This window comes from Thioclava sp. F42-5 (assembly GCF_002213195.1).
GTDB lineage: Bacteria > Pseudomonadota > Alphaproteobacteria > Rhodobacterales > Rhodobacteraceae > Thioclava > Thioclava nitratireducens.
Genome location: NZ_NBNZ01000002.1, coordinates 497,143 through 510,866, shown reverse-complemented (window position 1 = coordinate 510,866; position 13,724 = coordinate 497,143). Strand labels below are relative to the sequence as shown.

The 13,724-nt window shown below is 64.2% G+C and carries 14 protein-coding genes and 1 tRNA gene; 2 read left to right on the top strand and 13 right to left on the bottom strand.

The genetic code is table 11. The annotated features are described in order from the left end of the window. Positions 1 to 3: 3 nt before the first annotated feature. The 3 genes from B6V74_RS07725 to B6V74_RS07715 form a co-directional block, all read right to left on the bottom strand. Complete coding sequence (locus B6V74_RS07725) at positions 4 to 1,809, bottom strand: MFS transporter (protein ID WP_088722437.1); 1,806 nt, start codon at positions 1,807 to 1,809, stop codon at positions 4 to 6. Further along, positions 1,806 to 2,285 carry a MarR family transcriptional regulator gene (locus tag B6V74_RS07720; protein WP_077701293.1) on the bottom strand — a complete coding sequence of 160 codons (480 nt, stop codon included), beginning with the start codon at positions 2,283 to 2,285 and terminating at the stop codon, positions 1,806 to 1,808. The genes B6V74_RS07725 and B6V74_RS07720 overlap by 4 nt, the downstream gene beginning before the upstream one ends. A gap of 148 nt (positions 2,286 to 2,433) precedes the next feature. Then, on the bottom strand, positions 2,434 to 3,498 hold the full coding sequence (locus tag B6V74_RS07715) for a putative sulfate exporter family transporter (RefSeq protein WP_206184201.1): 1,065 nt from the start codon (positions 3,496 to 3,498) through the stop codon (positions 2,434 to 2,436). A 115-nt stretch (positions 3,499 to 3,613) separates the two neighbouring features. Between B6V74_RS07715 and B6V74_RS07710 the strand changes: the two genes are divergently transcribed. Next, the gene (locus B6V74_RS07710; RefSeq protein ID WP_088722436.1) at positions 3,614 to 4,510 is read left to right on the top strand and encodes a LysR substrate-binding domain-containing protein; all 897 of its coding nucleotides are present in this window, start codon (positions 3,614 to 3,616) and stop codon (positions 4,508 to 4,510) included. Here the strand turns inward: B6V74_RS07710 and B6V74_RS07705 are convergent. From B6V74_RS07705 to B6V74_RS07690, 4 genes are all read right to left on the bottom strand, one after another. Beyond that, on the bottom strand, positions 4,494 to 4,883 hold the full coding sequence (locus B6V74_RS07705; RefSeq protein WP_075774227.1) for a response regulator: 390 nt from the start codon (positions 4,881 to 4,883) through the stop codon (positions 4,494 to 4,496). The two genes, B6V74_RS07710 and B6V74_RS07705, sit on opposite strands and share 17 nt — an antisense overlap. Continuing rightward, on the bottom strand, positions 4,858 to 8,274 hold the full coding sequence (locus tag B6V74_RS07700) for a CheR family methyltransferase (protein ID WP_088719707.1): 3,417 nt from the start codon (positions 8,272 to 8,274) through the stop codon (positions 4,858 to 4,860). Before B6V74_RS07700 ends, B6V74_RS07705 begins: the two co-directional genes overlap by 26 nt. A 166-nt stretch (positions 8,275 to 8,440) precedes the next feature. After that, positions 8,441 to 9,004: a PAS domain-containing protein gene (locus B6V74_RS07695; protein ID WP_088719706.1), complete on the bottom strand. Its 564-nt coding sequence runs from the start codon at positions 9,002 to 9,004 to the stop codon at positions 8,441 to 8,443. 98 nt (positions 9,005 to 9,102) lie between these two features. Next, positions 9,103 to 9,179: transfer RNA gene (locus B6V74_RS07690), tRNA-His, on the bottom strand. Between the two features lie 130 nt (positions 9,180 to 9,309). On the opposite strand from B6V74_RS07690, the gene B6V74_RS07685 reads away from it, so the two are divergent. Beyond that, a complete protein-coding gene (locus B6V74_RS07685) occupies positions 9,310 to 9,525 on the top strand; it encodes a DUF6324 family protein (RefSeq protein WP_075774224.1) in 216 nt (71 codons plus the stop codon). A gap of 9 nt (positions 9,526 to 9,534) precedes the next feature. Here B6V74_RS07685 and B6V74_RS07680 read toward each other — a convergent pair whose 3' ends face one another. The 6 genes from B6V74_RS07680 to B6V74_RS07655 form a co-directional block, all read right to left on the bottom strand. Beyond that, complete coding sequence (locus B6V74_RS07680; RefSeq protein WP_075774342.1) at positions 9,535 to 9,993, bottom strand: MmcB family DNA repair protein; 459 nt, start codon at positions 9,991 to 9,993, stop codon at positions 9,535 to 9,537. A 398-nt stretch (positions 9,994 to 10,391) separates the two neighbouring features. After that, the gene (locus B6V74_RS07675) at positions 10,392 to 10,736 is read right to left on the bottom strand and encodes a hypothetical protein (RefSeq protein ID WP_088722435.1); all 345 of its coding nucleotides are present in this window, start codon (positions 10,734 to 10,736) and stop codon (positions 10,392 to 10,394) included. A gap of 131 nt (positions 10,737 to 10,867) precedes the next feature. Next, positions 10,868 to 11,386, bottom strand: coding sequence for a transcription antitermination factor NusB (nusB, locus tag B6V74_RS07670; protein WP_088722434.1), 519 nt, complete (start codon positions 11,384 to 11,386; stop codon positions 10,868 to 10,870). After that, entirely contained in the window at positions 11,383 to 11,928 is a 546-nt protein-coding gene (locus tag B6V74_RS07665) for a 6,7-dimethyl-8-ribityllumazine synthase (protein ID WP_075774221.1), read from the bottom strand. The genes nusB and B6V74_RS07665 overlap by 4 nt, the downstream gene beginning before the upstream one ends. Positions 11,929 to 11,931: 3 nt before the next feature. Then, positions 11,932 to 13,089: a 3,4-dihydroxy-2-butanone-4-phosphate synthase gene (gene ribB / locus B6V74_RS07660; RefSeq protein ID WP_075774220.1), complete on the bottom strand. Its 1,158-nt coding sequence runs from the start codon at positions 13,087 to 13,089 to the stop codon at positions 11,932 to 11,934. Further along, entirely contained in the window at positions 13,086 to 13,709 is a 624-nt protein-coding gene (locus B6V74_RS07655; protein ID WP_088722433.1) for a riboflavin synthase, read from the bottom strand. Before B6V74_RS07655 ends, ribB begins: the two co-directional genes overlap by 4 nt. Positions 13,710 to 13,724: the final 15 nt, after the last annotated feature.

The following is a 13,724-nucleotide window of genomic DNA, read 5'->3' as shown; positions in this document are numbered from 1 at the left end:
GGATCAACTCGTGGAAACAGGGGTGGAGGGCGTAAGGCGCGGGAGCGGCCAGCTTCGCTGCAATGCGACATGGGCGATCAGCCCGGCGAGCGCCGCCAGCGCGAACCAGAAGACCGCGCGGAACGCATCGTCATAAGCGAGGATCGCGGCCTGCTGCTGCACCGCGGAGGCGACGGAGGACAGCGCGCCCCCGGCCCGTGCGCCCGCATCCGCGGTCTGGCCACCAAGCGAAGCAGCACTCTGCGCGAGGGTCTGGCTCAACATCGGATTGTCGGGCGAAATCTGCGGCGAAAGCTGCGCCATGTGATAGGCGGTGCGGTCGACCACCAGCGAGCGGAACAGGCCGGAGCCGATGACCCCGCCGATGGATTGCGTGGCCAGGAACAGCACGACGAAGCTCAGCAGGTAATGCGGTCCCTTCGCGAAGGCCGCCCCCAGCCCTTTCGCCATCGCGGGCGGCAGAAACAGGATGCCCGCGAAACCGACCATCGCCTGGCTGAGATACATCTGCTCGGGCCCGGTGAGCGCGGTCGATTGCGAATCGAGCCACGCCCCAGCCGCGATCAGAACCAGTGCGATGCCGTGAAACAGCGGCGCACGCGCCCCGCTATTGGTCAGCATCAGCACGCCGGTCGCGGCGAGCATCGACAGCGCGATGATCCCAAACAGCAACTGCTCCTGCCCGGGCTGAAGCCCCATGGTGCGCAGGAAGCCGACCGCGCCCGCGCTCTGCTCGGCGAGCGCGATGCGGAACACTAGAAGCGTTCCCGCCAGATGCAGGATTGGCGGGCTCAGCAGCCAGTGGAAATCAATCAGCGGATTGGGGCGCTGCATCTCGATCAGCACCGCGCCCGCGACCATCCCGATGGCCGCCACGAACGCCACGCCCAACCATTCGGTCTGCGTCCAGTAATCTAGCGCCCCGAACATGAAGACGCTGGTGAACGCCCCGAACCCGAGCGCGAGCAGGCTGAAGGAGACGAAATCGAGCGGTTTGAGCACCTTTTGCAGAGGGCGCGGCGTAAGCGGCAGCGCGAAAATCAGCGCCAGCGCCACCAGCGCCATGCCCATCTGGAAAAGGCTCACCGCGTGCCAACTGGCATTCGCGGTGAGGTCCGGCAGCAGCACCCGCGCCAGAGGCCTGCCCACCATGATCATCGTCAGCACGGCGGGGATAGCCACCTTCAGACGCTGTGCAGCGGGTATGGCCTCCAGCATGTAGAGAAAGCCGAGGCTCGACAGCGGCGCGGCGGCGCAGCCACTCAGGAACGCCACGATCACCGCGGAATGCAGGTCGTCGACCCAGAGATTCAGCACCATCGCCAGCACGAAGCAGACGATCCCCACCTCGGCGAAGCGCCGCAGACCGAACTGGTCGCGGATACGGATCAGCATCAGCGGCATAGAGGCGCGCGGCGCCATGAAGGCCGCCATCACCCAATAGGTGTTGTTCGTGGTGGCGTGAAGATCGCCCGCCAGCTGCGGCAGGTTGGCCGAGACGAAACCGGTCGCGAGCGATTGCGACAGCGCCACGAAAACGGCTGCGCTGGCATAGACGACCCGCTTTGCACCGGAATGGTCGGGCTCTGGCGGAGCGGCGGGCTGCGGCGCGGCGTCCGGCTCTGCAGTCTCTGCCGCTGTGGCTTCGTCTTGCTTGACTTCACGCTCTGCGGCGGCCTCGGTTGCGGGTCGCGTCTCCGCCTCTTCAGACCGCGCGCGCTCGCGCAGCGTCCGCTCGTCCGGCGATACCGGTTCGGCGGCCGTCGGACGCGCATCCGGGCCGTTGAGATTGCGAATCTGGGAATTCATTGGCCGCGCATCCTTTCGAGGTTGGCCTGCATCCGCTCCATCGTCTTGCGGGCGCGGGCGACCTCGTCGGCGTCGAGTCCTTCGTAGAGCTGCGCGCGCAGCGCCTCGACGAAGGTCTCGATCTCGGAGGCGTTCGCACGGGCGTGATCGGTCAGGAAAATCTGGCGGACGCGTTTGTCCTTGGGATCGGCGCGCCGCTCCACGAAGCCGAGCTTCTCCAGCCCGTCGAGCGTGCGGTTCAGCGTCGGCGTCTCGATCACCAGCGTTTCCGCCAGTTGCCGCTGGCTCATCCCCTCGTCGCGCGAGATCGCAAGGATGGCCTGCGCCCGCGCGAAGGTCAGCCCCATGTCCCGCGCCTGTGCGTCGAACATCGCGCGCACCGAACGCGCCGTCAGCATCATCGTGCGCGTCAACTCGGCACGGTCGCGGCGGGCGGCTTCGCTGGGCACGGATAGTTCTGCGGCACGGTCGGACATGGGGGCCTCGGGAATAAAGTTAGCCTGCTAACGTTTTGTCCCATCCCACATATCTTCTGTGTCGCGAGGATCAACATGGGTCCCCTGCACAGGGGGCCGTGCGAAATTGCGAAACGGAGCGATCTGGCCGTGCATCCAGCGCGAGAGCTCAGGCGGCGAGCAAGCTCACAAGGCCGAGACCAGCCGCCACGAGCATCACCAGCGACAGCGTCACCGTCGCGATCACGCGCGGCCCGGCGGCTGCCACCGCCCGAGCATCGACGCCAAGCCCCAGCGCTGCCATCGCGATCACCGTCAGGATCGACGCCCCCTGCCCCATCGGCGCCAGCGCGACTTCCGGCAGCGCCCCGGCAGAGCGCAGCACGATCATCCCGAGAAACCCGAGGATGAAAAGCGGCGGCATGAGTCCACGCCGCACACGCCCTTCCGGCGCGGCAGAGCGTCCATCCGCCGGCAGGTGCGGCGCGAGAAACGACAGTACCACGGTGATCGGCCCCAGCATCAGGACCCGCACCAGCTTCACCAGCGTGCCGAGCTGGATCGCCCCGGCCCCCATCGGCGCCGCTGCAGCCAGAACTTGCGGCACCGCATAGACGGTGATCCCCGACAGGATCCCGTAACCGTTGACGCTCATTCCCGCCACATGGCCGACGACCGGCAGCAACAGAACCACCGCCACGCCGAGCACGGCGGTGAACGCGATCGCGGCACTGACATCGTCGCTGTCCGCGTCGATCACCGGGGCGACGGCGGCGATGGCGGAATTGCCGCAGATACCGTTGCCGCAGGCGATCAGCAATGCCATCCGGGCCGGCAGGCGCAAGGCCCGCCCCAGCAGATATGCGGTAGGCACCATGAGCGCGACCACGGCGACAATCCCGGCCAGCAAGCCCGGACCGACCGACAACAGGGTCTGTGCGCTCACCGAGGCGCCGAGCAGCACGATCGCGATCTCCAGCACCGTCTTGGCCGAGAAGCGGATACCGGCCTCGAAACGTGCAGGCGGAGCCCAGAGGGAGCGCACCACCGCCCCGATCAGGATCGCCAGCACCAACGGCTCCAGCCATTCCGCCCCGAACAGCGCGTGCTCTGCCATACCGCCCAACGCCGCGAGCGCGGCGACGCCGATGCTCAACCCGACCCCAGGAGCGTAAGCGCGAAGCGCGAGCTGCGGACGGGCGAAACGGCAGGGCAGGATCGAATGAAGCGGCAAGACGGTCTCCTCGGGGTCAGCACGTACCCTGTATTTGCCCGCCACAATTCATTCTTCAAACAAAATGTTTTTGTCGATATGATCGGTTAAATCGATTAATTGAAGGGACGCAGGGATGACGCCTGAACAGCTCCGCGTATTTGTCGCGGTCGCGGAAGAGCAGCATATGACCCGCGCCGCGGCGCGGCTGAACATGACGCAATCCACCGCCTCCGCCGCCATCGCGGCCCTGGAGACGCGTCATCAGATCGCCCTGTTCGACCGGATTGGGCGGGGAATTTCTCTGACCGAGGAAGGTCGCGCCTTTCTGCCAGAGGCGCGCGCGGTGCTGGCACGGCTCGCCGAGGCGGAGGCGATGCTCGCCGAGACCCGCGGGCTCGAACGAGGGCATATCCGTCTAGTCGCCAGTCAGACCATCGCGGGCTATTGGCTGCCGCCATATCTTGCCGCCTTCCGGCAGGCGCGCCCGGGGATCGAGGTGACGCTGGAAATCGGCAATACACAGGAAGCCGCGGACCGGCTGCGCGCGGGCCTGCACGATCTCGCGCTGGTCGAAGGCGATGTCGAGGATGCGAAGCTGGAGCGCGTTCAGATCGGCGCGGATCAGCTGATATTGGTCAGTGCGGCCCCGCCGCCCGGCAAACTGGATGCGCGCGCGTTGAGCGAAGCGAACTGGGTTCTGCGCGAACCCGGCTCGGGCACGCGTTCCACCGCCGAAGCCGCCCTCGCCGACCTGGGCGTCGCGCCCGGCGCGCTCTCGGCCGCGCTGGTTTTGCCATCGAACGAGGCGGTGCTGAGCGCGGTCGAGGCGGGGGCCGGGATCACCATTCTCTCGGCCCATGTCGTCGCGCGGGCGCTGAGCCTTGGCACGGTCAGAGATTGGGAGCTGCAACTCGCCCCGCGGCCCTTCTACGCGCTACGCCACCGCGACCACCATGTCAGCCACGCCGCGGGCGATCTTCTGGCGCGGATCGATCAGTCGCAGTTGGACGAATTCAATCAGATGGAATGAACCATTTCGCAAGCTTCGCTTCGATCTCGGACGGCATAGCCGGCTTCGGGCAGACCGCGGCACCGGGGTAGCGCTCGCGCAGCTGAGAGGCCTCCGCATGTCCGGAATGGAACAGGAGCGGCACCCCCGCCTCGTGGAGCCGGTCGGCGAGTTCGTAGACCTCACCATCGGCCAGCATCACGTCGAGGATCGCGGCACCGGGCAGACGCTCGCGGACCAAGTCCAGACCCGCGCGAACCGTGGCGCAGGGTCCCCAGACCTCCATCCCGAGATCTTCCAGCATGAATTGAAGATCAAGCGCGACGACGGCTTCATCTTCGACAAGGAGCACCTCGCTCGGTGCTTTCTCAGTCAGCGTCGCCGTCGATTTCATGTGCGAAGATAATCCTGTTGCAACGGCTTTCCGGCGTCTGACGCGTGTCGACCCGCGCCGAAATCTGGCTGGCGGAGATATCGACCAACGTCGAGCCGAAGCCCTGTTTGTTCGTGTCGAGCTGCAACGCCTCACGGTAGCGCTCGTTCCACGAAAGTATCACAGTGTCGTCGTTTTCCTTCGACCAAGTGATCTCGAGATCGCCCTCGCGTGGCCCCAATACCCCGTATTTCGCGGCATTGGTGCTCCATTCGTGGAAAATCAACGCAAGTGCGGTCAGGTGATGCGTCGGAACGTCGACCTCCGGCCCATCGATCAGGAACTTCGAGGGATCGTCATACGGCGCGAGGGTCGTCTCGATAACCTCGCGCAGCGGAATAGCCGCGCCGCTCGTCCGGGTGCGCGCCAGATCGTGCGAGCGCGCGAGCGCGTTGATCCGCTGACCGACGTCATCGACCAGCTCGCGCGGGCTCGAGGCGGTACGTCCCGCGATGCGCAGCATGCCCGAAACGATGGAAAACAGGTTCTTCACCCGGTGGTTCATCTCGCGCAGCATCAATTCGCGCATCTGCGCGGCCTCTTCATCGGCGGTGATATCGACGCTGAGGCCCAACAGACGGCTTTCCTTGCCTTCGCCCATCATCCGGCCAGTGGCGCGCAGGTGGCGCTTCGTCCCGGAGGGAAGGTCGAGCTCGTGGTCGACCTCCATATCGACGCCCTTCTCGCGCGCTTCGCGCACCGCATGTTCTACGGCGTCCCGGTCATGCTCGGCCACGCGTTCGAAGAACCGCTCGAGCGGATAGGTGCCCGCAGCCTCGAGTTCGAAGAATGCGGCGACAGCCTCGTCGACCTCCACCTCGCCGCTAGGCTCGATGATCGACCAGATGCCGATCTGTGCGATTTCCAGCGCGAGTTGGAGCCGTTCGCCCTTCTGCGTGAGTTCGGTCTCGAGACGCAGCGCCTCGGTGATGTCGGTGAAGACGAGCGTCGCGCCTTCAACATTGCCGCGCGCATTCAGATAAGGCGTGGCGGCAAGCGACCAGACCTTGTCGAGCTCGGTGGATTTGACCCGACAGGGCCGCGGCAGCTCGCCCTCGAGCACCGCATCGATCAACTCAATCATGACTTCCGGCGTGTCGAGCATGTTCTTGATGTCGCCGAGCGGTCGGCCACGATCGCTGCCGCGCAGGCGGATCATCTCGCTCGCGCCGTCGGTGAAGTTGCGCAGGCGTAGCTTGCGATCAACCGTCACCAGCGCATGAAGCTTGGAATCGAAGATATTGCGCAGGTCGGCATTCGCGGTCGAAAGCTCCTCGACCTTGGTCTTCAGCTCGTCATTGACCGTCGCGAGCTCTTCGTTGGTCGATTGCAACTCCTCGTTCATCGACATCATTTCCTCGTTGGAGGATTTGAGCTCTTCGTTTGCGGTTTCCAACTCTTCGACGGTGGTGCGCAGGCGGTTGCGGGTGGCGCGCAGCTCCGCTTCCAAGACCTGCACATGGCTCTCGGAGGGCGCGATCTCGTCGAAATCGTATTCGTCGAGCGCCTCGAACGGGCCACGGTCGCGGAACACGATCAGCAGCGTGTCGTCCGAGAGCGGATCGGCGAGCACGTCGACGCGCTGCCGCCCGGTTTCCGAGATCACTTCGACGTCGCGGACGATCTTGCGCGTCCCGAGTTCAGCCGACTCGTGGATGACGGCGGAAAGCGCCTCGCGCAGCCCCGCCCGTGCGAGCGATTGCGCATAGCCCTGCCCGGTCTCGGACGGATCGATCTCGAGATACTTGCCCAGGCGCCCGGTGGCGGCGAGGATCGCTCCATCGCGATCGACATTCAGCGTCGCGGGCGCATAAAGATCGAGGATACGATTGCTGGCCAAGGTCGTGTTCCAGTCTCTGGGTCTTCTATCAGTCGTTTTTGGTCGAAGCGGAGCAAGCCGCGTATGAGGGTCGGAGCGCATAGGCAGTTCGGTCGGGTAAGGTGACCGTGGTCCAATGCTGCGGAAGATGCGCATCGCCCCGTCGATCGGCTCGAACAGCTCCTCGTGCCGCCCGATCGTCTCGGATGGGCCGAGGAAGAGAACGCCGCCCGGGTTGAGCGCGTAATGGAAGATCGGCAGCGCCCGCGCCTGCAGCTTGTCACCGAAATAGATCAGCAAGTTGCGGCAGGAGACCATGTCGAGACGCGAAAATGGCGGATCCTTAATCAGCGAATGTGGCGAGAAGCGCACCCGGTCGCGCAGCGCGACGGTGATCTGGAAATTGCCATCGCGTCCGACCGTATAGGTGTCGCGATACATTTCCGGCAGATCGAGCAGAACCGAGACCGGATAACGTCCCTCGCGTGCGATCGCGAGCATCCGTTCGTCGATATCGGTAGCGAAGATCTGGAAATCGATCTCCTTGCCGCTCGCATGGATCGCGCGATCGATGAGCATCGCCAGCGTGTAGGCCTCTTCGCCGCTCGAACAGCCGGGCACCCAGATGCGCAGCGCGCCGCCATCCTCGGCCTTCTCGACCATCGGCTTGATGGCTGCCTCGTTGAGCGCCTCGAAATGCTCGCTGTCGCGGAAGAAGCGGGTGACGTTGATCAAAAGATCGCCGAGCAGCGCCAAGGGTTCGTCTTCCTCTCGTTCGAGCCGTTCGAGATATTCGCGCGGATGAAGAATGCCCACGACCTGCATCCGGCGCTGAATCCTGCGCTCGAGCGTCGAGCGTTTGTACTGCGAGAAATCATGCCCCGTCAGGCGATTCAGCGCAGAGCAGATCTCGTCCAGCGTGCCTGAAACCGGCGGCGCGGTATTGACCTGCTCGGGATCGACATTGCGGAATTCGGTGATACGCGCGATCACGTCGGCAGGCGCGCTGACCACGTCGACCATCCCGGTCGCGACAGCCGAATTGGGCATCGAGTCGTAGCGCGCCGTGGCATCCTGCGCGATGCAGAACCCGCCGTGTTCCTTGACCGCGCGCAACCCGACCGAGCCATCCGTGCCCGTGCCCGACAGGATCACGCAGACCGCCCGACGCCCGAGATCCTGCCCCAGCGACACGAAGAAATCGTCGATCGGTCGGCGCAGACCGCGCGGCTGGGCGAATTCCGAAAGCTTCAGATGGCCGTTCTCTACCTCAAGCCCATAGCCCGGTGGGATCGTGTAGACGTGCCCAGCCTCCAGCTTGGCGCCATCTTCGGCCTGTAGCACTTCCAGCGAGGTCGACCGGCCGAGCAACTCGGCCAGCAGGGATTCGTGGTTCGGATCGAGGTGTTGGACGACGACATAGGCGCTCGGGTCGTCCGCACGCGCAGGCTCCAGCAGATCGCGAAGCGCTTCAAGCCCACCGGCGGAGGCGCCGATGCCGACAACATATAGATCCTCGGGGGTGTCGGTCACCTTATGGCCCGCCGATCCGCGCAGCGCGCGATCAAAAGGACGCGGCCCGCGCGCCCTTCTCTATCGTTATCTTTGCAGTTCATCCGCAGATCGGTGTCACTGGTCTCAGAACCCTGCAATAACATTTGACATAGTGTCGAACACATAACCGTGGCCGCAGCCATTCTCAGCCCTCACGGTAGATGATCGTAGCCATGGTTGAAAGACTCTCCGACAGGACCTTGGCGGAGCCGATCATCGCCAGGCCAAACCCGCGCGAGATCGCGGCGAGATCGTCGGCATTGCGCAGCAGGCTCGAGTCATTCGCCGCAAGATCAGCCTTCACGTTCTGACGTTCGGCGGCGGAGGTCAGGTCGAACTGCGACCCGAGAATCAACCGCGTTTCGCCATCGGGTTTGCGCAACCGCGTCATGAAGACGAAATTCTGGAAAGTCTCGCCATTCGCGCGGCTGTTGGTGACGCGAAAGCGACCCGCGGAAATCTCCTCGTCGTCGATGAACTCCCGCATCGCGGCGCGTTCTTCTTCGGTCGCGGCGCCTGCCTGCAGGAAGCGGCAGTTCTGCCCCAAAACCTCATCAGCGGAATACCCGGTCAGATTGAGAAACGCCTGATTCACGTAGACAAGCGGCACGTCCTCACGATCGACGGCGGCGATGGTCAGCGCGACATTCGACTTGTCGCAATAGCTGACGAGCGTGTCCGGTAATTCGTATTCAGTATAGACGGGCATTCAGCCTCCGCATTGTTCGAGGAGACAAGATTGATCACTGCGCGGAAAAGTCCAGCGCATGAGGCGAAATATCATCTATAACGGTTTTCAGGGGAGGATGGTACCGCCTCCCCGGCTTGAACGGGGGACCTCTGGATCCACAATCCAGCGCTCTAACCAACTGAGCTAAGGCGGCACTGGCGCGGGATTTAGCCCCCTCTCGCGCGGAATGCAAGTGTCCGATGGCGAGAAATTCGCACCAAGTCTTGCCTGCGCACGTCGCGGGGGTTAGGTGCATTTTCCATCCAACCTCTCAGGAGTTTTCGATGAGCATCGACAAGGAAAGCGACATCTCCGCGAATCTGCAAATCGGCCCGACCTCGCTCGGGATGGTGCGGATCTATGTCGAGGGCGAAGGCGTAGAGCTGCCGCTCGATTTCGATCCCGACGAGGCGATGGAAATCGCCGAAGAACTGCAAGCCGCTGCCGAAGCCGCGCGCGAGATGAGCAAGGGCGGCAAGGGCAAAGGCAAGAAGCGCTGAGCCCGGGCATCAGACTCCGGGCGGATTCGCGCCCGGATCGTACAGCCTCTGCAACCGCCGCGCCGCCGCGCGCGCGAAATCGAGCGTCAGCGCCTTGCGCCGCGCTGGCGCGAGCTTGGAGAGTGGCGCCTCGCGGATCATCTCGGCACCGTAGCCATCCGCGATGAAGAGTCCCGTTCCCTCGGGCAGCAGATCGGTCGGGAAATCCTGGTCCACTGCCCAGAAGTAGCGGTCGCACCATTCGAGATAGCCGTCCCATTTCCGGTCCGAAGTGAAATCGGCGCGACTCGACTTGCACTCCACGATCCAGATCTCTCCTTTCCGGTCGATTGCCATCAGATCGGCGCGCAGCCGCGGGCGCAGCACCATCTCCGGCACGCTGTCGAGGCCAAGCTCGGACAGCGCCCGGGCCGTCCCGCGCGCAAGCACCTGCCCCGGCTGCAGATCGGAAAGCGGAATTTGTGTCATGCGGAAACCATGAACGAAGTATGAACAAATGTCCAGCCGCCGCTGCGGCGCGCCCTGACCCTGCAGGCAATTCCGCCCGTGCGAGGCAGTCGTCCCCATGCGTCGTTCACCTCGTTGAATTCACCCCCTTGTCGGAACGCGTTTTCGCCCCTATCTCGGGGTCTGACGGTTACTGCTCTTTCCGTGAAAGACCCTTTTCCAGTGGCCTATACCATTCCTGAGGGAGCTGGCTCTGCCGGGGTCCTGGCCTCGGTATCTGGCGCCCACCTGACTTTTCAGGTCTCCGGGAACTCTCGTCTACACGTCTGCTGCGGTTTCCGTCACTTCGCTTCCCGCCAGACAGCAAAAAGCCCCGCCGGATCGGTCGGGGCTTTTGCCGTCTTGAGACTTGGACACGTTCAGCGACGCAGCTGCATCTGCTGGCGCGACTTGGGCGTATCGACGGGCACCGGGATCGCCAGTTGCTCGGCGGCCATATCGGTGGGGATACCGTCGCGCTTACCGCCGCCGGAACTGTCCTCATCCTCGGCCATGCGCATCACGGCGATCGCGAATTGCACACCGGAGAAGACGACCGTGTTGAAGACGATCAGCAGCGCCATCGCGATGTAACCGACATCCGAGGTGAAAATCAGGTGACGCAGATTGCCGACGTTGAAGCCGAGAAGCAGGCCAACGAAGGCGAGCGCGATGAAGAAGCCGATGACGACGTTCTTGATGTAGAGCCGGACCAGTTCGGGCATGAAAAATCCTCCTGCTTACCTCACAATTTAGTGCATATTCCCAAGTTTCAAACGGGGAAACATGCGGTGACGGCGAGATCGGCGGGGGTTTGCCCGTGACATGGTGTCGCGAAGGGGCGGGGTGCGTTCGCTCAGAACGCGTCAGGCTGCAGCGCGCGCGCCATGTGATCGAGCACCGCGTTGACGAATTTCGGCTCTTTGCCCTCGGGGAAGAAGGCGCGCGCCACATCGACGAACTCAGTGATGACGACGCGCGGCGGCGTCGCGGGGGTGATCAGCTCGGCCCCGGCGGCGCGGAACAGGGCGCGCAGCACCGGGTCGATCCGGTCGATCGGCCATTTCGCCACGAGCGCGCGGTCGGTCGCCTGGTCAATCTTCGCCTGCCACGTCACCGCATCGTCGATCAGGCGACGGAACAGGTCGGGATTGCCCTCGGCCATCTCGGTACCGTCCTCGTCCATTGCACCGAAGCGATAGGTCTCGAACTCCCGGCGCACCTTGTCCGCGCCCTGCCCGGCCGCTTCCATCTGAAACAGCGCCTGAACCGCGTAAAGACGCGAGGCGGATTTCATCTGGCGCTTCTCCTCTTGAGTGAGCTTGCGCGGTTTCGGGGCGTCTTGGGGCGCGTCGGAGGAGGCGTCGTCGGTCATGCGTTATTCGATCCGTCAGTGTCGCCGGCGATACGGAAGGATTCGGCAGGCTTGAAGCCGATGCCCTTCGTCCGGCGCGCCCATTTGCGCGACAATGAGACAAGATGCAAGGCCGCAGCAGCCGCGCCGCCACCTTTGTTTTGATCGGCGGGATCGGCGCGCACGGCGGCCTGCTCGTAATTCTCGACCGTCAGGATACCGTTGCCGATGCAAATCCCCTCGAGCCCCATCAGCGTCAGCCCGCGCGAGCTGTCGTTGCAGACGGTCTCGTAATGGGTGGTCTCACCCCGGATTACGCAGCCAAGCGCGACGAAGCCGTCGTAATCGGCCATCCGCGCTGCCATCGCGATCGCGGTCGGAATTTCCAAGGCGCCGGGCACTTCGATCACGTCGACATGGGCGCCAGCTTCTTCGGCGGTGGCCTTCGCGCCCGCGATCAGGTTGTCCGCGATATCCTTGTAATAGGGCGCGACCACGATCAGCAGGCGCGGCGCGCTGTCGAATTTCGGCAGCTCGAGCGTGTAATGCGAAATTCCGGCCATGTCTTACTCCGTGATGGGTCGGGTGCCGACGATACGCAGGCCGTATGCGTCGATGCCTACATATTTCGTCTGCGGATTGTCGGTGAGAAGGATCAGGTCGTGAAGCCCCATGGAGGACAGGATCTGCGAGCCCAGACCGATCTGCTTGATCGTGCGCGGCCCCTGATCCTCTTCGCGCAGGAGGCGGTTCGACGGGTCGCGGAAGAGGCAGACCAGTCCGCGACCTTCGGCAGCCACGATCTCCATCGCGCGGCGCACCTCGTCGGCAGGACCGGGACCGATGCCCAGCACATCATCGAGGATATTGAGCGAATGGGTGCGCACCAGAACCGGCTCGGGCGTCGAGATGTCGCCCTTCACCAGAACGATGTGATCGACGCCTTCCGCCATATCCGTGAAGACGCGCATCTCCCAGTCGCCGCCATGGCTGGAACTTACCATCTGGCGCACGCCCTCGCGCACGAGATTGTCGTGACGGCGACGATAGGCGATCAGGTCACTGATCGTGCCGATCTTCAGCCCGTGCTTCTTGCCGAAGGCGATCAGCCCCGGCAGGCGCAGCATGTGGCCGTCATCGCCCATGATCTCGCAGATCACGCCAGCGGGCTTGAGCCCGGCCAGACGGGCCACGTCCACGGCAGCCTCGGTATGGCCCGCGCGCACCAGCACACCACCGTCGCGCGCGCGCAGCGGGAAGATGTGGCCGGGCGAGGCGATATCCTGCGGCCCCTTGCTCGGATCGATCGCTACCTTGATCGTCTGCGCCCGGTCATGGGCGGAAATCCCGGTGGTGATGTTCTCGCGCGCCTCGATCGAAACGGTGAATGCGGTCTCATGGCGCATCGAATTGGCACGCACCATCGGCGCAAGGCCCAGTTGGTCGACGCGCTCTGCAGTGAGCGGCAGGCAGATCAGGCCGCGCCCATATGTCGCCATGAAGTTCACCGCTTCGGGGGTGCACTTCTCGGCGGGGATATACAGGTCGCCCTCGTTCTCGCGATCCTCGTGATCGACGAGGATCACCATGCGCCCGGCCTTTGCCTCGGCGATGATCTCTTCGGCAGGCGAGATAGCGTGGCGCAGGCTTTCCTCGACCTCGCCGGGCACGTCATGGGTGCCGGACTTGTCGACCGGGGTGAGGGGCTTTCCGTCGGAGGTCATGCGTTCCACTCCTGCAGCCGCGCGACGTAACGCGCGAGCGTGTCGATCTCGAGATTGATCCGGTCGCCTGCCTTGGCGTGGCCCCAGTTGGTGACCTGTTTGGTGTGCGGGATGATGTTCACGCCGAAGGTCGCGCCGTCGACCTCGTTCACGGTGAGCGAGGTACCGTTCAGCGCAACCGAGCCTTTCGGCGCGATGTATTTCGCGAGGGCGTCAGGCGCGCGGAAGGTAAACCGCGTACTGTCGCCCTCATCCACCATCGCCACGATCTCGGCCACGCCATCGACATGGCCCGAGACGATATGACCGCCCAGCTCGTCGCCTACTTTCAGCGCGCGTTCGAGATTGATCTTCTGCCCGACCTGCCAGCCGCCGCTCGCGTCGTTGCCGCGGCCGCCGATATTGGTCTTGGCCTGGCTCTCGGCGGAGATCTCCACGTCGAACCAGTTTTTCGGCTCGGTGCCGGTGGCGATCACGGTCAGGCAGCAGCCGTCGCAAGCGATCGACGCGCCCAGCTCGATGCTGCCCACGTCAAAGCTTGTGCCGATCCGCGCGCGCAGATCGCCGCGCTGCTCCAGCTCGAGAATTTCTCCGATATCGGTCACGATCCCGGTGAACATGGCATATCCCCTCAG

Excerpts from the sequence above, each read along its gene's own strand:
- B6V74_RS07705 (WP_075774227.1), bottom strand. The coding sequence starts at position 4,883 with ATGAAATCGACGGCGACGCTGACTGAGAAAGCACCGAGCGAGGTGCTC.
- B6V74_RS07675 (WP_088722435.1), bottom strand. The coding sequence starts at position 10,736 with ATGCCCGAACTGGTCCGGCTCTACATCAAGAACGTCGTCATCGGCTTC.
- B6V74_RS07695 (WP_088719706.1), bottom strand. The coding sequence starts at position 9,004 with ATGCCCGTCTATACTGAATACGAATTACCGGACACGCTCGTCAGCTAT.
- B6V74_RS07665 (WP_075774221.1), bottom strand. The coding sequence starts at position 11,928 with ATGGCCGGAATTTCGCATTACACGCTCGAGCTGCCGAAATTCGACAGC.
- ribB (WP_075774220.1), bottom strand. The coding sequence starts at position 13,089 with ATGACCTCCGACGGAAAGCCCCTCACCCCGGTCGACAAGTCCGGCACC.
- B6V74_RS07685 (WP_075774224.1), top strand. The coding sequence starts at position 9,310 with ATGAGCATCGACAAGGAAAGCGACATCTCCGCGAATCTGCAAATCGGC.
- B6V74_RS07720 (WP_077701293.1), bottom strand. The coding sequence starts at position 2,285 with ATGTCCGACCGTGCCGCAGAACTATCCGTGCCCAGCGAAGCCGCCCGC.
- B6V74_RS07680 (WP_075774342.1), bottom strand. The coding sequence starts at position 9,993 with ATGACACAAATTCCGCTTTCCGATCTGCAGCCGGGGCAGGTGCTTGCG.
- B6V74_RS07655 (WP_088722433.1), bottom strand. The coding sequence starts at position 13,709 with ATGTTCACCGGGATCGTGACCGATATCGGAGAAATTCTCGAGCTGGAG.
- B6V74_RS07710 (WP_088722436.1), top strand. The coding sequence starts at position 3,614 with ATGACGCCTGAACAGCTCCGCGTATTTGTCGCGGTCGCGGAAGAGCAG.
- B6V74_RS07725 (WP_088722437.1), bottom strand. The coding sequence starts at position 1,809 with ATGAATTCCCAGATTCGCAATCTCAACGGCCCGGATGCGCGTCCGACG.
- nusB (WP_088722434.1), bottom strand. The coding sequence starts at position 11,386 with ATGACCGACGACGCCTCCTCCGACGCGCCCCAAGACGCCCCGAAACCG.